This window comes from Bradyrhizobium amphicarpaeae (genome assembly GCF_002266435.3).
GTDB lineage: Bacteria > Pseudomonadota > Alphaproteobacteria > Rhizobiales > Xanthobacteraceae > Bradyrhizobium > Bradyrhizobium amphicarpaeae.
The window spans coordinates 5,188,783-5,205,858 of the sequence record NZ_CP029426.2 but is presented as its reverse complement, the minus strand read 5'-3'; the positions used below and the strand labels follow the sequence as shown (position 1 = coordinate 5,205,858).

Annotated in this window: 20 protein-coding genes; 9 read left to right on the top strand and 11 right to left on the bottom strand. The window is 62.6% G+C overall.

The features are described 5' to 3' along the window. Positions 1-451: 451 nt before the first annotated feature. Positions 452-1,591 (top strand): ParA family protein, encoded by a 1,140-nt coding sequence (locus tag CIT40_RS24520; protein WP_202975462.1) that lies wholly within the window; start codon positions 452-454, stop codon positions 1,589-1,591. Between the two features lie 393 nt (positions 1,592-1,984). Here CIT40_RS24520 and CIT40_RS24515 read toward each other — a convergent pair whose 3' ends face one another. After that, a complete protein-coding gene (locus tag CIT40_RS24515) occupies positions 1,985-2,245 on the bottom strand; it encodes a hypothetical protein (protein WP_094891314.1) in 261 nt (86 codons plus the stop codon). A 248-nt stretch (positions 2,246-2,493) separates the two neighbouring features. Here CIT40_RS24515 and rocF point away from each other — a divergent pair, with 248 nt between their 5' ends. From rocF to CIT40_RS24500, 3 genes are all read left to right on the top strand, one after another. Beyond that, on the top strand, positions 2,494-3,471 hold the full coding sequence (gene rocF / locus CIT40_RS24510) for an arginase (RefSeq protein WP_094891315.1): 978 nt from the start codon (positions 2,494-2,496) through the stop codon (positions 3,469-3,471). A 127-nt stretch (positions 3,472-3,598) separates the two neighbouring features. Continuing rightward, positions 3,599-3,883: a hypothetical protein gene (locus CIT40_RS24505; protein WP_094891316.1), complete on the top strand. Its 285-nt coding sequence runs from the start codon at positions 3,599-3,601 to the stop codon at positions 3,881-3,883. A 34-nt stretch (positions 3,884-3,917) separates the two neighbouring features. Further along, positions 3,918-4,118, top strand: a complete 201-nt coding sequence (locus CIT40_RS24500; RefSeq protein ID WP_244611844.1) for a hypothetical protein — start codon at positions 3,918-3,920, stop codon at positions 4,116-4,118. 143 nt (positions 4,119-4,261) lie between these two features. Here CIT40_RS24500 and CIT40_RS24495 read toward each other — a convergent pair whose 3' ends face one another. The 6 genes from CIT40_RS24495 to CIT40_RS24470 form a co-directional block, all read right to left on the bottom strand. After that, positions 4,262-5,548, bottom strand: coding sequence for an NRAMP family divalent metal transporter (locus tag CIT40_RS24495; RefSeq protein WP_094891317.1), 1,287 nt, complete (start codon positions 5,546-5,548; stop codon positions 4,262-4,264). A 220-nt stretch (positions 5,549-5,768) separates the two neighbouring features. Beyond that, complete coding sequence (locus tag CIT40_RS24490; RefSeq protein ID WP_094891632.1) at positions 5,769-5,954, bottom strand: hypothetical protein; 186 nt, start codon at positions 5,952-5,954, stop codon at positions 5,769-5,771. A 238-nt stretch (positions 5,955-6,192) separates the two neighbouring features. Next, positions 6,193-6,819, bottom strand: a complete 627-nt coding sequence (locus CIT40_RS24485) for a hypothetical protein (RefSeq protein WP_094891318.1) — start codon at positions 6,817-6,819, stop codon at positions 6,193-6,195. A gap of 39 nt (positions 6,820-6,858) precedes the next feature. Next, positions 6,859-7,179, bottom strand: a complete 321-nt coding sequence (locus tag CIT40_RS24480; protein WP_094891319.1) for a PepSY domain-containing protein — start codon at positions 7,177-7,179, stop codon at positions 6,859-6,861. A 782-nt stretch (positions 7,180-7,961) separates the two neighbouring features. Beyond that, positions 7,962-8,156: a hypothetical protein gene (locus CIT40_RS24475; protein WP_094891320.1), complete on the bottom strand. Its 195-nt coding sequence runs from the start codon at positions 8,154-8,156 to the stop codon at positions 7,962-7,964. 240 nt (positions 8,157-8,396) lie between these two features. Beyond that, the gene (locus CIT40_RS24470) at positions 8,397-9,167 is read right to left on the bottom strand and encodes an EAL domain-containing protein (RefSeq protein WP_094891321.1); all 771 of its coding nucleotides are present in this window, start codon (positions 9,165-9,167) and stop codon (positions 8,397-8,399) included. A gap of 353 nt (positions 9,168-9,520) precedes the next feature. Here CIT40_RS24470 and CIT40_RS24465 point away from each other — a divergent pair, with 353 nt between their 5' ends. Next, complete coding sequence (locus CIT40_RS24465; RefSeq protein WP_094891323.1) at positions 9,521-9,769, top strand: hypothetical protein; 249 nt, start codon at positions 9,521-9,523, stop codon at positions 9,767-9,769. 147 nt (positions 9,770-9,916) lie between these two features. After that, positions 9,917-10,174: a DUF6894 family protein gene (locus CIT40_RS24460; protein WP_094891324.1), complete on the top strand. Its 258-nt coding sequence runs from the start codon at positions 9,917-9,919 to the stop codon at positions 10,172-10,174. Between the two features lie 4 nt (positions 10,175-10,178). Here the strand turns inward: CIT40_RS24460 and CIT40_RS24455 are convergent, their stop codons facing one another. From CIT40_RS24455 to CIT40_RS24445, 3 genes are all read right to left on the bottom strand, one after another. Beyond that, a complete protein-coding gene (locus CIT40_RS24455) occupies positions 10,179-10,385 on the bottom strand; it encodes a hypothetical protein (RefSeq protein WP_094891325.1) in 207 nt (68 codons plus the stop codon). Next, the gene (locus CIT40_RS24450) at positions 10,382-10,582 is read right to left on the bottom strand and encodes a hypothetical protein (protein ID WP_094891326.1); all 201 of its coding nucleotides are present in this window, start codon (positions 10,580-10,582) and stop codon (positions 10,382-10,384) included. The genes CIT40_RS24455 and CIT40_RS24450 overlap by 4 nt, the downstream gene beginning before the upstream one ends. A gap of 297 nt (positions 10,583-10,879) precedes the next feature. Continuing rightward, positions 10,880-11,344: a GNAT family N-acetyltransferase gene (locus CIT40_RS24445; RefSeq protein WP_094891327.1), complete on the bottom strand. Its 465-nt coding sequence runs from the start codon at positions 11,342-11,344 to the stop codon at positions 10,880-10,882. 333 nt (positions 11,345-11,677) lie between these two features. Between CIT40_RS24445 and CIT40_RS24440 the strand changes: the two genes are divergently transcribed. The 3 genes from CIT40_RS24440 to CIT40_RS24430 all read left to right on the top strand — a co-directional run bounded on the left by CIT40_RS24440 (position 11,678) and on the right by CIT40_RS24430 (position 15,237). Continuing rightward, a complete protein-coding gene (locus CIT40_RS24440; RefSeq protein WP_244611843.1) occupies positions 11,678-12,271 on the top strand; it encodes a DUF4261 domain-containing protein in 594 nt (197 codons plus the stop codon). A gap of 322 nt (positions 12,272-12,593) precedes the next feature. Next, positions 12,594-13,241 (top strand): imm11 family protein, encoded by a 648-nt coding sequence (locus CIT40_RS24435; RefSeq protein ID WP_094891329.1) that lies wholly within the window; start codon positions 12,594-12,596, stop codon positions 13,239-13,241. 367 nt (positions 13,242-13,608) lie between these two features. After that, a complete protein-coding gene (locus tag CIT40_RS24430) occupies positions 13,609-15,237 on the top strand; it encodes an AHH domain-containing protein (RefSeq protein ID WP_094891331.1) in 1,629 nt (542 codons plus the stop codon). A gap of 107 nt (positions 15,238-15,344) precedes the next feature. On the opposite strand, the gene CIT40_RS24425 is transcribed toward CIT40_RS24430, so the two are convergent. Further along, positions 15,345-16,904: an FAD-dependent monooxygenase gene (locus tag CIT40_RS24425; RefSeq protein ID WP_094891332.1), complete on the bottom strand. Its 1,560-nt coding sequence runs from the start codon at positions 16,902-16,904 to the stop codon at positions 15,345-15,347. Positions 16,905-17,076 lie beyond the last annotated feature (172 nt).

The window sequence follows — 17,076 nt, the reverse complement described above, 5'->3', positions numbered from 1 at the left end:
GAACCGAAATGGCCGAAGTGGATCGCGGAGGCGCTTGCGTATAGGCCTGAGAGCCCCGCGGCGGTGCTTGACCCGCCGCCCAAAGCGGACACGCCGGAAGGCGAGGAGCGACGCAATATGCGGATGCTCAGTCGAGTATCCAACACTTGAACTGAGAAAGCCCGCGGGGTGCCGCGGGCTTTCTTATTGCTGAGACGTTCCGTGCTGTAGGCTTTGTGTTCTCAAGAGAATGTCAGGTTATGAGAAGAGCAGAAATCTTTTGATCGGTCGGAGCGTTCCCGCTTCTGACCCTAAACGGACCCTGGATGTGCAGCCGGCGGTTCATTCTTAGTTCTGGGATTTTCTAACTTCTCATGCGGCGCAGGTTACGGGCCAAATCAGGTCACTCGCAGGTCGTCAGGCCACTCCTCGACACGTCTCAATCTTGTGCTACGAAATGAGGGGTGAATAAATGAGCATCGATCTGGTTTTACGGACGACTCCCGCCTATACCGAAGTGGTTCACAACCACAAATGGCGGTCGTACATGGCTCCAATCATTTCATTATTCAATCATAAGGGCGGCGTTAGCAAGACTACAACTGCGTTTAATCTCGGTTGGGCCATGGCGGATCGGGGCAAGAAAGTCTTGATCGTCGACGGAGACCCCCAGTGCAACCTAACCGGGACGGTTGTAGGATTTAATGGTGTCAGCGATTTCAGTGAGTTTTACAAGAAGTACCCGAACGCTAACATTAGCAACTGCTTGGCACCAATATTTAAGTCAACCGGGCAACCTCTTGTCTCTGCACACATTACGACCACCCTGCACCCAAACTTATACTTGCTTGTCGGCAATATTGATTTGGCAGAAAATGAAACGCAGATCTCTGTTGCCCTTTCGACTAGCACGGCCATCCCCGCCCTGAAGAACATCCCAGGCGCCATAAGCGCGCTGCTTAGGATGACTGCCGAAGAATACAAACTTGATGCAGTCATCGTCGATATGAGCCCCAGCGTTGGCGCGCTCAATCAATGTTTTCTGATGGGAAGCGATTATTTCATCGTTCCGACCTCGCCAGACTACTACTGCAATCAGGCCATTTCTTCCCTTTCGCGGGTTTTGCCGCGGTGGAATTCGGCTGTCCAACCGTTCCGAGATCCTTCGTTGCTCTACCCATTTCCGGCGGCTCCGCCGAAATTTGCCGGGATCATCTCGCAGCGATATCGTCCTCGCTCTGGGAGCCCCGCGCAGTCGTTTCAACAATGGATCAACGTTATCAAACAGACTGTCTTGACTGAGTTTGTTCCTGCCATGACAACTAACAATATGTCTGTGTCAGTTGCAGATTTCACAGCGGGTTCCCCGGGGGACACACCGTTCAATCTGATTAATATTGCTGATTTCAACTCCCTTATCGCTCAATCGCAGAAATACAACGTTCCTGTGTTCGCTTTGAAGGATCATCAAATAGAACAGGCCGGTGTAATCCTCCAGACGATGAAGGAAAGCCGGGACGCCTTCAAAACCTCCTTCAACAATCTCGCGAACACGGTCGAGATTATTACCGGGATCACTCCACCTAAAGCGAAATCCGCGACCGCCGTCTGAGGCTGGGCCGCTATTTGCGGCCCCCAATTGCTACAAACTTCCGGCGCAGATGGCTCAGTCGGCGGCTTTTTTCCTTTTGTCGATGCGGTCCGTGGCGCCTATTGGCCCTTAGCCGAACATGGCCACCGCTTTGTGGTGTCATTATCCGCGGTAGACCGACGCGGTCGGGTGCTCAACGGTGTACTGCCACGGCGGACGTATAAGTTGATAGTTAGGCGATCCGCCTTGGTGACGTGTCGCCTGTGCTAAGCGAGAGCACTGGCGACATCGCGAACGTAACTGACGAAGGCTTGCGTCGCCGGCTCCGTCGTAGGCAAGAGTGGCGGCATAGCCTCCGGGGGGGCGACATGCCTGATGGGAGACGTTCTCGCGGCGAGGGCGGCCACCGGACAGCTACCTCCGCCGCGCGATCGCCATGCCGAAGAGGAACGCCACGAACAGGCTGGCAAGCGGCGCTTCGCGCGCGATCGCTGAGACGGTCGCGAGAGTCCCTCCAGGTTTGCGCGATTCCTCGACGGCCGAGGTCAGGCGGCCGACTGCTGAATGCAGGCCTCCGGCCACTTCACCAATCGTGCGGGAGACGTCCGCCGCTGTATCGATGGCGCGCTCGGCCATGCCGGGTTGGTGATCTGACTGCGGTATCTCGGTGCTCAAGCGCGGTCTCCAAGCGTGAGAATGGAGGCCGACACCTTTGGCTATCCGCGCGAGCGCTCGTTTAGAACAGCGGGTCTGACGACCTTTGGCTATCCGCGAGAGGCGCCGTAAGTCCACGGCGGGTGCCGGCCTTGGATAAGCAATTCAGCGCGCGGGATTTGGTTCCGGCCGGGCCAAGCGCACCCGTGAAACGACGGGCGCGAATCTCTGTTAGGCTGACTGGACCTTGTTGACGTCAGGAGACAGCCGTGACCGATCGAACCCCGACGGATCGAGCCCGGCGCATCGCCTTGCTGGGCGCTCCCATCGACATGGGGGCTTCGCAGCGCGGCACCTTGATGGGCCCGGCGGCGCTACGCACTGCGGGCCTTGCGACACTGCTCGAAAGCCTGGATTTCGAGGTCGTCGACTACGGCGATCTTTCCGTGGCCGAAATGGGGGATCTCTCCGACAGGCCACCGGAAAGGGCCAATCATTACCGCGAGATCCAGCGCTGGACGCGCGTTCTGAGCCAACGCGGCCATGAGATCGCGCAAACCGGCGCGCTGCCGATCTTCCTCGGCGGCGATCACACGCTGTCGATGGGATCGGTCAATGCCATGGCGCGTCATTGGCAGGAGCGGGGACGCGAGCTGTTCGTGCTCTGGCTCGATGCCCATGCCGACTACAACACGCCGGAGACGACGATGACCGCGAACATGCACGGCATGTCGGCTGCGTTCCTGTGCGGCGAGCCCGGCCTCGACGGCCTGCTCGGCGACGATCCGCGCGCTTCGATTACGCCCGACAGGCTCGATCTGTTCGGCGCGCGTTCGATCGACAAGCTCGAAAAGGAATTGATGCGCGCGCGCCGGATCAGGGTGGTCGACATGCGCCAGATCGACGAGTTCGGCGTTGCCGTATTGACCCGGCGCGTCATCGAGCGGGTCAAGGCGAGCAACGGTGTGCTGCATGTCAGTTTCGACGTCGACTTCCTCGACCCGTGCGTGGCGCCTGGCGTCGGCACCACGGTGCCGGGTGGAGCGACCTATCGCGAGGCACACCTGATCATGGAGCTGTTGCACGATTCCGGCGTGGTGGGATCGGTCGACATCGTCGAGCTCAATCCGTTCCTGGACGAGCGTGGCCGCACCGCGCGTACCGCCGTCGAACTGATCGGCAGCCTGTTCGGCCAGCAGATCACCGACCGGCAGACGCCGAGCAACGCGATCGCTCCGGGCGAGTGAATCGGCTGACAGGGGCGTCCGAGCGCCGCAAGAGAATCCGCCCCGTGCTGGAACTTGCTTGAGGAGGTGGGGAACCGGAAAGGGCGCCATTGAATTAACCTGAGTAAGAACAACAGCGGATTCTTCGATGACAAATATTCGTTTTGCGAGCTCCGTCTCTGCCGCTCTCCGCCATCCCGGTGTGATCGCGCTGATCGTGGCTGGCGTGACGATCGCCGCGATGCTGATTGTCGATCACGGCCCGTGGAACCGTGCGAAGACCCAGTCAGCCCATGTCGCGATGTTTGCGACCACGGGAGAAGCGGCGCGGGCCGCTGGTGCCGCAGTACTCCCGACCAACCCGCGATCGCCGATCGAGCCGGCACGACCGGGACCCAAGACGTCGCCGACCGTTAATCCGGTGACGCCGTAACCTTTCAGCTGCTGTCGGATTGGCGACGGAACGGTTGAAAACCGCCATGATCTTTCCTTGGATCGTCGCGGAATCGCGCCAGGTTTTGACGCTTTTGGCCACAATCGGCGCCGATTTTCCGATCATGAAATTTCTGGCGATCATTTCGATTCTGGCACTGCTCACCATGAGCGGTGCTGCGATTTCCGATCAGCTTCTGACGGCCGATCAGCCCTCTGCGCACGGGGTGGAATAGCGCGGCGGGCGAAGGTGCTTCTTGTCTGGGGGGACAGCGATGCTTTCGATAGACCAGTTCTTGCGGTTCATCAGCGTGCCGGCCGTGTTCGCGGCCTTCATCATCGCCTCGCAGATCTCGGCGGCGCTGTCGCCGGTCTAGCCTCACGCCATCACCGACGAGCCGAGCAGAGCGAGCACGGCGAGCGCCATCAGCGCGGTGCCGAGCCAGCCCAGCGCGATCAGCCATGACCGGGCCCTGAAGCGGCCCATGATCGCGCGGCTCGAGACGATCAGCATCATCATCGCCATGATGGGCACGGCGACGATACCGTTGAGCACTGCGCTCCAGACCAGCATGTGGATGGAATCGATCCCGGTGAAGCCGAGGCCGAAGCCGATGATGGTTGCCGCGGCGATGATGGCGTAGAAGCCGACCGCTTCGTGTGGCTCTGCCTCCAGCGTGGCGTGCCAGCCGAAGATCTCCGCGACGCCATAGGCGGCCGAGCCCGCCAGCACCGGGATCGCGAGCAGGCCGGTGCCGATGATGCCGAGCGCGAACAGCGCGAAGGTGAAATCGCCGGCCAGCGGCCGCAGCGCCTCGGCGGCCTCCGTCGCCGAATTGATCCTGGTGACGCCGTGCGCGTGGAGCACGGATGCCGTGGTCAGGATGATGAAGAAGGCGATGCCGTTGGAGAGCAGCATTCCGGCGACGGTGTCGGTCTTGATGCGGTCGAGTTCGTGGTTGCCGCCGCGCTTCAGCTCGCGGAGCGGCTTGTCGCGCCGGCCCTGGTTCATCTCCTCGACCTCCTGCGAGGCCTGCCAGAAGAACAGATACGGGCTGATGGTGGTGCCGAGCACGGCCACGACCATCATGAGATAATCGGCGTTGACGTCGGCCTTGGGCCACACCGCGGCGAGCAGCGCCGTGCTCCACGGAATCTTGACGGTGAAGGCGGTCGCGACATAGGCGAACAGCGCCAGCGTGAGGAATTTGAGCACCGGCGAATAGCGGCGATAGGGCAGGAACACCTGGAGCAGCGTCGAGCCCGCCGCGAAGATCAGCGCGTGCTCGTGGTTCAGCCCGCCGATGACGAGCGAGAGCGCCTCCGCCATGGCGGCGATGTCGGCGGCGATGTTGAAGGTGTTGGCGGCGACGAGCATGGCGACGAGGCCGAGCACCGCCCAGCGCGGCGCCAGCTGCATGACGTTGGCGGCGAGCCCCTTGCCGGTGACCCGGCCGATCTGGGCGCTGACGAGCTGGATCGCGATCATGAACGGCGTGGTGAGAAACACCGTCCACAGCAGCCCGTAGCCGAATTGCGCGCCGGCCTGCGAGTAGGTGGCGATGCCCGAGGGATCGTCGTCGGCGGCGCCGGTGATCAGCCCCGGCCCGAGCCGTTGCAGCAGCGTCGGCGCGGACTTGGTCGGGGTGAGGGCACTGTCGCTCATGGGAAGGGGACCTCGATCACGGCTTGCATGTCACCGCAAATGCCGGTGACGGAACAAAAGTTCCTCCAGTCGGAGCGCGTCATTTCTGATAAAGCTAATTCGGCTTGACCGCCGGGCAAAACAGGTTTAGGGTGTCATCATCGCAGCAGATCTCGAACACAGGCATCGCCGGGGCTTCGTGCCCCGGAGCGCGCGCGATGAAGCACCTGCGTCCGCTGCGCTACTTGATGCTGACGAACATGCCCCAGGCGGCGGCCAGCGCGGCACCGGAAAAGACGATCAGCGGGTTGTCGCAGAACGCACTGCCATAGCTGCACATGGTGACGCCGAACGAGCCGATCTCGTGATGGCTCGCGGAATAGAACAGTCCCGACAGCACCAGCAATGCAGCGGCGACGTAGTACATGGCGATCTCTCCGAGCTTTCCCGATTGCATTCGCGCAATGCACATGTCCCAGCATGGCGCGAAGGGATTGCATTCCGCCAAATCCGCTCGGCTGCATTTGAATCAAGTTTGGTCCGCCGCGCAAAGCATCGGCAGGTTTGCGCATCGCGACATGAAAGCGCGGCGCGGATGGCGCTCTTTCCCGGCAAAAAAAGGCCCCGCATCGCGGGGCCTTTCGTCGTGTGGGTGTGGGAGGCGCTTAGCGCCGCGTGCCGGTGCCGTAGAGCTGGCGCTCGCGGCCGAGGTCCTCCGGAGACAGCGGCGGGCTCGCGGCATCGAAGTCGTTCCAGCCGGCCTTCTGCCAGGCCGCGCTGCGCTCCTGCAGGTTCACGGCGCGCTCGTTGAGAAGCGCATCGAGGCGGGCGCGGTCCTGGTCGGGCACCCGTGCGGTCACCAGCGTGCCGCCGCGGCGAACGCCCTCGGCATAGCGCGAGGCATCTTCCTTGGCGACGCCGGCTTCCGTCAGGGCGCCGACGATGCCGCCCGTGGCCGCACCTGCAGCCGCGCCGACGGCGGTCGCGGCGAGCCAACCGGCTGCGACGACCGGTCCGAGACCCGGAATTGCAAGCAGGCCGAGACCTGCGAGCAGGCCGGCGGCGCCGCCGAGGCCCGCGCCGATGCCGGCTCCGGTCCCGGCGCCCTCGGCGCGATCGTCGACACCGTCGCGATCACGATCGACCTTGCCGGACGACGGGCTGTACCAATTGTCCGAATTGTTGGCGACGATGCTGATGTCGGAATGCGGTACGCCCGCGCCTTCCAGCCGGGTCACGGCACCCTGGGCGTCGGAGTAATTGTCGTAGAGGCGAGAGATGGTGGTGGTCATTGTCGGGTCTCCTCGTTGATTGGCGCGTCGATCTGCGCGTTACTTGGCGGGATTGACGTTGCCCTGGAAGTCCAGGCTCACGTCGGTCTTGGTGCCGGCCTTGTCGGCCTTGCCGCGCCAGACGCCCTGGTCGTCCTTCTTCAGGCTGGAGACGTTGGAATAGCCCGCATCTTCGATCTTCGATTTCGCCTGGCCCTCGGTGAAGCTGTTGCGGCCCGCGACCGGCTTGTTCGAGTTGTTCTGGTCCGCGCTGTTGACGGCGTTGTTGCCCGGCCCGCTCTGGGCAGGCTGTGACTGTGCGCTTGCGGGCACCGCTGCGAGCAGCAACATGGTCGTGGCAAGGAGAGTAAGACGTCGCATTTTTTTGTCCTCCGGCAGTGAATGTGCCGGCGACAACAAGTGAGATTCGAATTGGTTGCGTGAGTCCGAAGCTGTCGAGTGCCGCAACTCGTCTCACGCGAATGCGGTGCGTATCGAGATCGGTTTTAGGAACGTTTGCCGGTCTGTCCTGTTTGTGCGCGCTCTGCGGTCGAGATGATCGCGCGCGGGCAATTCGTGATGTCCGAACAGCCCGCGTCGCGCGTCGCCAGCCGCGAGCCGGGTGGAACAATTGTCCACTTTGGTGCTTAGGAACCGGACGTTTCGGGGGAGCAGCCGTGACCGACCAAAGCAAGGCAGAGCGTTCCATACAGAGACCTCCACAGCCAGGGCCTTCCTGCCCGGGTTGCCGGACGCCGGCGCGCTTCGTCACGTCGGTGCTCGACCTGAAGCAGGACAGGCAGATGCTGGTCTACCGGTGCGACACCTGCCGGGAAGAGATCTGGCGGTAGCGCCGCTGGACCGCCGAGTCGCTTATGAGGGCGCGGCCGTATTTATTTCAGCCGACGCATCAATTGATACGGCACGAAAGACTGTCGGGCGGATGATGGCCGGGAGCGAGCGTTGAGTTGGCGCTCTGGCGGCCCCGGCATTTTCGCTCCTCACGCCCAACCCCGGAGGTGCCTGGGGTCGCTGCCATGGGGCTTGCCGGACGAGATCGCAAACGAGTTCGATCGAAGCGAAGCGGCGGTGCGCGGACGTGCCTGGCAGCACGGCATCGGCTTGTCACCCGGAAGCGACGCAGCCGTTGAGAGGCCGGTTCGTCACTTCACAGGCTGCGCTTCGGCTTGCTTCGTGGCGGCCTCCCAGGGGGCAGGCAGGATGACGCGAATGGGGCGCGCCGTAGCGGCGATTTGAGCGTCGGGCCGTGCCTGATCCTTGGCGGAATCAGCCAGAGCCACGGACAGCAGTGCAATCAGCATCGCCAGCGAAGTCGCTACAAGTCTCAAATCCAGCATCGAAGCCTCCGGTTTGGCGCATCAACGCAGGGAGCCGAAGTTGGTTCGCGCGCGACCGGGCACAAGTGGCAGAATTCCTTGTCTGCAGCAGGCGGATCCGGATGACCGGGCTGCCGCAACGTTTCCAAGGGAGGCTGCGCGGCGAGCGAAAGCAAAAGCCCGCGTGGAGCGATCCACACGGGCTGTTGGTTTATGAAACCTCTCTCGAGGAGAAGAAATCCGGCAACGCCGGGCAGGTTCTCACCCGGCCAGCGACACGTCCATCCGTTCGAGTCCCCGCACCGAAGGCAGCGACATGAAGCCGGGCTTGGCGAAATGATAGCCCTGAAACAGCGCGATGCCGGCGGCCCGCAGCACCGTCAGTTCGGCCTCGTTCTCGACGCCCTCGGCCAAAACCGTGATGTCGAGCTCGCGCGCCATGGCGGCGATGCCCGAGACGATGACCTGCTTGGGATGGCTGAGGTGGATGTCGCGCAGCAGCTCCATGTCGATCTTGATCAGGTTCGGCTGCAGCCGCGCGAGCAGGCCGAGGCCGGCATAGCCGGCGCCGAAATCGTCCAGCGCGGTCCAGAAGCCCAGCGCCTTGTAGGCGCGCACGATGTTCTCGACATGCGCGGGATCGCTCATCCGCTCGTTCTCGGTGAACTCGAACATCAAATTGGTGGCGGGGAAATTCGCGCGGCGCGCGGCCTCGAGCGATTTCTGGATGCAGGCGCGCGGCTCGTACACCGCGTTCGGCATGAAATTGATCGAGAGGCGCGCGCGGGGATCGGTGAACAGCTTGCCCGCGGTTTCGATCGCCATGACGCGGGCGGCCTGGTCGAAGCGGTACATCTGATCGTCGGTGAGCTGGCTGAGGACGCTGTGGGCGCTCTCGCCGGTCGGGCCGCGCACCAGCGCCTCATAGCCCCAGACCCGGTGCTCGGCGACGTCGACGATCGGCTGGAACGCCATCTTGAATGCGAACGGCAGCTCCGTTCCGTCGGCACACCCCGCGCACTTCACGACCATCTCCTGAACTCCCGCAGCTTCTCGGCTGCGCGGACGTTACGGCGCACCCGTTAAAAAGAAGCGAAAAGTGCAAACGGGCCGCGCCCGGGCGCGCCAGGTTCAATTGTGTACACAGGCAGGCTGGCGGCGCGCGTCACGGCGCGACGAAACACGGCTGAAACAGAGCTGAAACCCGATTGCCCTGAACTGCTTCGCGCCCGGTTCCGACCAACGGAGCGAAGAGGAGAGATAACTGATGATCCAGATCGGTTCGAAGGAAGAAGTCGCGTTCCTGCTGGCGCTGTTCGGCACCCACACCCAGCCGGTGAAGCGGCCGAAGCCAAAATCGCAGCAACGCTAAAGAGGCCCAAGCCATGCCAGGTTTGGCCGAATGCCAGAGCCTGCTCAGGCTCCTGATTGCCAGGGGCGATCCCAAGGCCATCCCGCTCGCCAAAGGCGTCATCGATCAATATCTGAACACGGCGCCGCTCAGCGCGCGTGGCCGGGGCCTGCGCGTGCTCCAGCGCGACGCACTCGACCAGCATGATGTGGCGGTCGGCGTGCAGCGCTCGTTTGCGGAGACGGTGGACGCCTATATCGAGCACAAGCTGGCCGAGGAGTAGGGAGCTGCGCCAGCTGGCGCAGTCGGGCCGCGGGAGCAGTAAGGCGCCCGCGATGTTCCCGGAACCGGTTGATCCCCTGCGGAAAATTTCCGTTCGGCAAGCAACCTTTCTGGCAGGCCGCGCCTTTTTTACGAAAAGGATGCGCCGATGCCCCGTTATTACTTCGATCTTTGCGACGACAATGGCGTTGCACGCGACGAGGAAGGCCTGGAATTGTCCAGCGCGCGCGCGGTTCAGGCCGAGGCCGCCAAGTCGGTGGCCGACATGGCCCGCGAGGGCGTCATGTCCGCCCCGTCGGCAGGTGCCCGGCAAAAGATGGCGATCGACGTTCGCGACGCCGGAGGGCCCGTGATGCAGGTGACGTTCTCGTTCTCGATCGAGATTTTCAATCCGCGATCGCAATGAGCGGTCATTGACGCGTCAACGGACCCTGCGGCGACGGCTCGGGATCCAGCACGGCGATCTTCCGGCCGAGCTGCCAGACCTCGACCTTGCCGTGGCGTGTGAACTGCCGCGCGAAGCCGAGGGCGGAGGAATCCGACGGGGCCTCGAACGCTTCGGCGGAGCGGAAGATGCCGTCCTCGCCGACGAGATAGGCGCGATATTGCTGCGTCATGTCGGCGCCCTCAGGCCGGGCGAGCGCAGCCAGGCTTCCATCTGCATGGCGGTCTCGTCCTGCCGCGCCCGGCGCAGCAGCATCTCGCGGCGCCGCCCCGGCGAGAGCGCGCGCGCTTCCTCGCGACAGCGCTTGGCTTCGTCGGCGAGCCTTTCCGTGAGCGTTCTGGTTTGTTTGAAACGACGCCTTGTCAGCATCGCGCATCTCCTTTGACCGGGGAGGCGGGAGCGCGAACTCGCGTTCTCATCACCGATGAATGCCACGGGCCTTGCGGTGATGCACCAAGCCTACGCCCCGGAGCGGCGCCGTGCACTATCATTTGGTACGACCGCAACTTAATTTGACGAGCGTAATATCAGCCGTTTGAGCCACTTACTCATTTGAGTGCGGCGTGCATCCCGCGTCCACTTCCGAACAAAGCCAAGCCTCGGGCCGTCTGCAAGACGCACGCGGATGCCTGGCGAAGCGTTGCGGCGCTGTATCCGCGCGCCGGCTCAGGCGCGCAGCGCAAGGTGCAGGAATTGGTTGAAGGCGCTCGCCTGGTAATCGGCGAATGCCTCGCCGTTGACGAAGCCGCGCTTGCGGTACAGCGCCAGCGCCGGCTCGAACGCCGGGCCGCTGCCGGTCTCCAGGCTCAGCCGGAGCAGGCCGCGCGCCGTCGCCTCGTGCACGATGTGGTCCAGCAGCAGCGCCGCGACGCCGCGGCGCAGATGATCGGGGTGGGTCCGCATCGACTTCACCTCGGCGCCGCCGTCGCCCAGATGCTTCAGCGCGCCGATGCCGACGACATCGTCGCCCTCGCGCACCGACCACACCGTGACGTCAGGCGTCTGCAGCCCCGACAGGTCGAGCGCGAACACATGTCCCGGCGGCGAGTTCGCATGCATGCCGGCGAGATGCAGCGCGAGCAGGCGGCGGGTCGGTTCGGAGGTGAGGTCGTCGGGGTGGATTGTGAACATGGGGGACCGTTCGGGACTGGAATGGGCCTGCGCAATATGATGCACGAAGATGCCAATTGACAATGTTCCCGTTTTGTTCTAGGTTTCGAATGGTTCAACTGATGGGCGAGCGGGCAGAGAGTTGCGTTTCGTCCTTAATTTTTCGCGGGGCAGTCGATGAGTAGCTCGCTTCTCGCTTTGGTCTTATTGGACGGTCCGGCGACGCCGGACATGTCTCGGGTCGCAGAGGTCCTTCACGCCCGCCATCCCAAGTTGGCGACAGAGGACGGACATACGCAGCAGGCAGGAGCAAATTCCCCGCTCATTCGCTGCGGTAACGAACTCGTTGCCGTCATGTCGATGCCCGCACCCATTCCGCACGATCCGGGATTGTGGACGCGTGCTGCCATGACGTGGCCGGAAAGCAAGGCGGTTGCCGCGCAGCATCGCGGTCACGTGATTGTCTCGATGCTCGGAAAGAATGAGCAGCCGCTGGTCGCGGCGCGCGTCACGACCGCGGTCATCGGCGCGTTGATTGCGACGATGCCGGAAGCTCGCGGCGTTGTGTGGTCCGGCCAGGTCGCGCGCCCCGCCGACCTCTGGCTCGAGACGTCCACCTATTCGTTCGCACCGTATCCGGATTACCCCTTCAGGCTGTGGATCGACATTCTTCCGTTCCGGTCAGGCGCGAAGATCGGCGCGATCACGATGGGACTGACCGCCTTCGTGGGCCGGGAAATCGAGCTCGTGACCGGCAAGCTGACGCTGTCAGCGTTGTTCGACAAGGTGGCGGGACTTTCCGTCTATCTGATCGAGCACGGTAGCGTTGTGAAGGACGGCGACACGATCGGGGCAAGCGCAAGCGAGCGAATTCAAGTGCGCCACAAGAACTCCGACGTGTTTGGCGGACTCCCGGTGTTTTATTGTGTTGATGAGTTCGAACGCTGATTTCGACGAACGATTCCCGCCCGTCCTCGCCTTTAAATTCCGCGAGATCGATAGTTTGACACGTCGGGCAAAACTCTGGCAGAGTAGCATCATCGAGATAGTTTTCAGGATGCCCGCACTGTGCTGCGGGCTTTTTTTTGCCCCGGTCCTGGCATGGCGTCCTGCTGGTCATCAAGTTAAAGGGCGCCCTCATCGTCGAGGGCAAGTCCGCTGAAGAGCGGAGGACGCGGAAGCACCGCTGGGGCATATGGGGGCGTGCGTGTGGCGAAAGCGAACCTCAGGTGTTCATTCGGTCGAAGCTTAAAGCAACTGGTATATTCAGATGAGCAATGCACCGCCGAAGCAAAACAAACGCCCCTCGTTGCGGAAACGCAAATTCTACGAGATGGATTTCTATCGAACGGGCAACCCTTGTTATTTCCAAGTGTCTGACGATAGTCATTCTCTTCTGGATCCGGGGCACTTGTCGGACTTTGCCGGGCCGACGCCACGCATCACATTTGATCCGAGAAGTCGTCGGCCTCGAGATTGTGAACGCTGGTATGCATTCTGGCTGATCTCTGATCGGGCGAAGAACGTTTTCGAAGCCGTCGACCCCGACGCGTTTTCCTTCCTTGCCTGCGATGTGCATGTCCAAAACGGGGTCTGGGACGGACCCCGTTATTGGTTCTGCGACGTTCGCCGTCTCCTCGACGCATTGGATGAGGAGCGATCGCGATTGAAGATCGGGATTTCGGACGAACCGGCCGCGCGGGACTTCGGTCAGAAGTTCTACGATTTTTTCGGGGATGTTGAACTCGTTTTCAAGGACGAACTGGTCGGTGATGCGCACGTGTTTCGAATGGCGTACGCCGACTCGAAGATCATATGTGACCAAGCTCTGAAGGACGCGTGGAAGTCTGCAAGCCTTAGGGGCATGTTGTTCGAAGACGCGTCCGATCTTCCGCTGCTCACACTTCCAAGACGCTAGAAGTCTTTCCTCCTGATCACAGCTTAGCCGAACCACGGATGATCATTCGTGGATCCGCTGTAAAGTCCGGGTCCAGACGCGTCCCCACTGAAATTCTCACGGCCCGGTGTCGCTTGTCGCGCCGGGTGCTGCGTCGTTCCAGACGCTCGCTCGGCACTGCCGCTCCTTGCGGAACGTAATCCAAGCGCGTCGTAGCGGCGATTCTTATCAAGACCTGCGCCAGCTCTTGTTCAGCCTCTTGGCCACGCCGGACCTCCGGGCGTGCGGCAGCTGCATGTCGTGCGTGCACCGGCTGGACTGCGTCTGAGCCAGGTTTGTCGAAACTCAATCATTCAACTCACCAAGGGCTACGGAGCACCGCGGCGACATGTCAATTTTAGTCTACCATCATATGATCCCAAGAGCTTTCCGCTCTCATTCTGCGTTTCGCGACATCGATCAACAGAAGCTAGGAATCGATTCGTTCGCGAACGGAATCTATCTGCCAATGACTTATCAATTGGCTGAGGCTATGGGAATATCGCCGCATCCCGGCGGGCATAAAGAAATCTACTACAAAGCCATCGAATGCGTCCTCGACCGAATCACCAAAATCCCGGAGGCGGACGTTCGTGAGGCGAAGATAAGAACATTGATGGATGCAATGCGCATCGGCTTCAGCAATGGTCATCTCTATACAAATTTGCCGAATGGAAAAACCGCGGAAGAGTTCAATTTGGGTGTCGAGACGGTCATCAAGCGCAGCGAGGCTTATGTTGAGCGCTATTCGGATGAACTAAAGAAAATTCGGGATCGTAAGACAAATGGCTTGGAGACCGGACTCGATCATCTGCAGCTGTGGTCAGCGATACTGGACGATGCGCGAAGAGAAGAACTCCTACACGACGCGATTAGGAGTAATCCAAACAAAGCTGTCACGTCAGGGAACAAAAATCTGCGCGGAACGCCGTACTCCAAGTTTGCACCCGTCGACGACAATTTCCAGATTCCGCCAACGACTCCGGCCAACCCGAGAGACATTCCCTTACCGCCCCCCTTCTTTCCTCCTTTTCTCGGATGGTTCAACGAGCCAGAAGGGCTCACACGAAGTGATCCGCGTTTCGCGGGCGCGCTGCCGCCTTTCCCAACGCCCGACCAAGGCGAGAAGCAATTCGACCGATTGCCTCCAAGCGCGGCCGCGGCTTCAGATCCCTTGGTCCTTAAATCGGACCCAATAACCGGAACGCCGCTTCCCTTCTACGACAACCCGTTGGCCGGCGGCACGTCTGTGGTGCAGGATGCGCTTCCTTGGTTGGCTGGGGCGGCGGCGGTCGGCGCAGCGACTCCCTTCATTCCCGCCTGGCTGCTTGCCATAGGTGGCGCCTTGGCGTTTTCACGCGCGGTCAATGCCCAAGAAAGTAGTCAGGGCGCGCCGAGGGGCACCGTCGCTCCTGGCGAGGGAGTGTACTCGACAGGAGCCTCCCCGTTCAACGCCATCGGCAACGGACTCAACGTCGACAACACGGCCGGGAGCAGCGGCGCTTGGGCCTCATCCAGCTTCGGACGTCAGCTGAGCGGAGCTTCCTCGACCGATCTCGAAACACGCGCTAGCACTCTTGCGGATCGTTTCGGCAATTGGGTCAATACTGCAGACGGCTCTGTGTTCGCCGAGCCGGCAGATCCTTACAAGGTGCCGGACGCTCCAGCATACGGATCCGCCGCACCCGAGAACGTTCGGCGCGTCAACGAGTCCAACGCGGGCAGCGTTTACACCTCGGGGAGTGCTCCGGTGCCATATCTGCCTTCCACGGATTTCAACGAGCGGTTTGGCAATTGGACCTTCCCGACTGCTAGCAGCGGTCAGCCGCAGCCGAGCAGGCCGATCGGCGCGTTCACGGACGAACCAAGGTACCTCATTCAACCTCCGATCTTCGGCGTAGATGGTCCAGGCAAGCCGAGCAATGACGCCGAGGAATGGTTTTCGCGCTGGATACAGCCGTTGCTTCGACCGGAGTGAAGACGATCTTGGAGAAACTTACGTCGTTCACGATCGTTCGACACGTCAGACAAAGCACGGGCGGAATGGCATCGTCAAAAGAGTTCGTATCGAGCCCGCGGGCTGTCTCATGTGGAAGAGGTGTGGCGTTCCGCGCATTCGGCCGCACCCGCGCCAAACCACCGCGTCAGTGCATCCTCCAGCCCATGCCGCCGCTCGCCTCCCACCCAGGCCACGTGCCCGTCGGGCCGCACCAGCACGGCGTCCGGCGCCTGGACCGTTCCGATGACGGGGAGCTCCCACAGGCCATCGACGTCGGCATCGACGACGTCGATGCGCTCCGCCCATGCGGCGAGGTCGATGCCCTCCCGCCGGTCGAAGTTGAGCAGCACGCCGCGTGCGCGATGCAGCAGCGTCGACAATCGCCGCGTCCGTCCGTCGATGGTCAGATCGAGATCCGGCATGCGCCGCCCCAGCAATTTGTGGCCGTCGCCGAGATCGTAGGCGATGTCGAGCCCGCTCATCATGGCGCCGAAGCGCCGGCGCGGCTCGTCCATGGCGAGCAGATCCGCAACGGTGTCGCGCGCGGCCTTGAGGCCGTCGTCGCCGCGGCGGAGCAGGGCGATCTGCGCCATGGTGTTCTTCAGCACGCGCGCGGCCACCGGATGGCGCTCGGCATGGTAGCTGTCGAGCAGGCTGTCGGGCGAGTGGCCCCTGACCACCTGCGCCAGCTTCCAGCCGAGATTGACGGCATCCTGCACACCCAGATTGAGGCCTTGGCCGCCGACGGGGTGATGGATATGCGCGGCATCGCCGGCGAGCAGCGCGCGGCCCTTGCGATAGGTCGTGGCCTGCCGTGCCGCGTCGGTGAAGCGGGAGATCCAGGCGGGATTCTTCACACCGAAGTCGGTGCCGTAGACCGCGACGAGGGCGCCGCTGAGATCGCGCAAGGAGGGCTCGCCGCTGCGCGCGATCGCCGCTTCGGTCGCGACGACCAGCACGCGCCCGCTCTCGGCTTTGCTGAGGCCGTGATAGCCGAGCGCGTCATGACGCAGGCCCCATGCCGGCGCCTCGCTCAACTCGACCTCGGCCATCAGATTGCTGAGCGTCGGTGAGGTGCCGGGAAAGTCGATGCCGGCGGCCTTGCGCACCAGGCTGCGACCGCCGTCGCAGCCGACCAGATAATCTGCGCGCAAGGTCTCGCCGCTGGAGAGCGTCAGCTCGATGCCGGCTTCGCCCTCGGCGAAGCCCGTGAGCTCGACGTTGCGATAGATCGGCACTCCGAGTTCTTCGACCCAGTCCGCCAGGATGCGCTCGATGCGGCTTTGCCGCAGCTTGAGGCCGTAAGGGTGACGTGTGGGGAGCTCGCTGATGTCGAGCTGGGTCCAGGCAAAGCCGGCGAGCTGGAGCATCTCGCCCTCGCGCAGGAAGCGGTCGGCGACGCCGCGCTGATCGAGGATCTCGATGGTGCGGGCGTGCAAGCCGCCGGCGCGCGTCTCGACGATCGTCTGGTCGGCGCGCCGCTCGACGACGGCGACATCGGCCTTTGCGAGCGCGAGCTCGGCGGCCAGCATCAGCCCGGTCGGGCCGCCGCCTGCGATGATGACGGCGTGGTCGGTCGGCGTTTGCCGCGCGTCGGCGGGCTGGATGCGACGGCGCGAACGGGACGTCGGAAGCAGGACAGGCATGTGGACCCCTCGGCTTGTTGTTCGGGCGAGGGTTCTACGGCAGAGGCGGGGACTTGAAGCAAGCCCGTTGCGCACCACATATTGAGTTGGGAGGAGGGGCTTTCTCGTCCGCGAGCGCCGCGTTGACACGTCGGGCAAAACACCGGCAAAGTCGCATCATCGAAACAGTCTG

Bases quoted from the DNA above. Each gene is read 5' to 3' on its own strand.
- CIT40_RS24445 (WP_094891327.1), bottom strand. From the start codon at position 11,344: ATGTTCACAATCCACCCCGACGACCTCACCTCCGAACCGACCCGCCGC.
- CIT40_RS24480 (WP_094891319.1), bottom strand. From the start codon at position 7,179: ATGCGACGTCTTACTCTCCTTGCCACGACCATGTTGCTGCTCGCAGCG.
- CIT40_RS24520 (WP_202975462.1), top strand. From the start codon at position 452: ATGAGCATCGATCTGGTTTTACGGACGACTCCCGCCTATACCGAAGTG.
- CIT40_RS24430 (WP_094891331.1), top strand. From the start codon at position 13,609: ATGTCAATTTTAGTCTACCATCATATGATCCCAAGAGCTTTCCGCTCT.
- CIT40_RS24475 (WP_094891320.1), bottom strand. From the start codon at position 8,156: ATGCTGGATTTGAGACTTGTAGCGACTTCGCTGGCGATGCTGATTGCA.
- CIT40_RS24425 (WP_094891332.1), bottom strand. From the start codon at position 16,904: ATGCCTGTCCTGCTTCCGACGTCCCGTTCGCGCCGTCGCATCCAGCCC.
- CIT40_RS24470 (WP_094891321.1), bottom strand. From the start codon at position 9,167: ATGGTCGTGAAGTGCGCGGGGTGTGCCGACGGAACGGAGCTGCCGTTC.
- CIT40_RS24435 (WP_094891329.1), top strand. From the start codon at position 12,594: ATGAGCAATGCACCGCCGAAGCAAAACAAACGCCCCTCGTTGCGGAAA.
- CIT40_RS24450 (WP_094891326.1), bottom strand. From the start codon at position 10,582: ATGCTGACAAGGCGTCGTTTCAAACAAACCAGAACGCTCACGGAAAGG.
- CIT40_RS24495 (WP_094891317.1), bottom strand. From the start codon at position 5,548: ATGAGCGACAGTGCCCTCACCCCGACCAAGTCCGCGCCGACGCTGCTG.
- CIT40_RS24465 (WP_094891323.1), top strand. From the start codon at position 9,521: ATGCCAGGTTTGGCCGAATGCCAGAGCCTGCTCAGGCTCCTGATTGCC.
- CIT40_RS24505 (WP_094891316.1), top strand. From the start codon at position 3,599: ATGACAAATATTCGTTTTGCGAGCTCCGTCTCTGCCGCTCTCCGCCAT.
- CIT40_RS24440 (WP_244611843.1), top strand. From the start codon at position 11,678: ATGTCGATGCCCGCACCCATTCCGCACGATCCGGGATTGTGGACGCGT.
- CIT40_RS24460 (WP_094891324.1), top strand. From the start codon at position 9,917: ATGCCCCGTTATTACTTCGATCTTTGCGACGACAATGGCGTTGCACGC.
- CIT40_RS24490 (WP_094891632.1), bottom strand. From the start codon at position 5,954: ATGTACTACGTCGCCGCTGCATTGCTGGTGCTGTCGGGACTGTTCTAT.
- CIT40_RS24455 (WP_094891325.1), bottom strand. From the start codon at position 10,385: ATGACGCAGCAATATCGCGCCTATCTCGTCGGCGAGGACGGCATCTTC.
- CIT40_RS24485 (WP_094891318.1), bottom strand. From the start codon at position 6,819: ATGACCACCACCATCTCTCGCCTCTACGACAATTACTCCGACGCCCAG.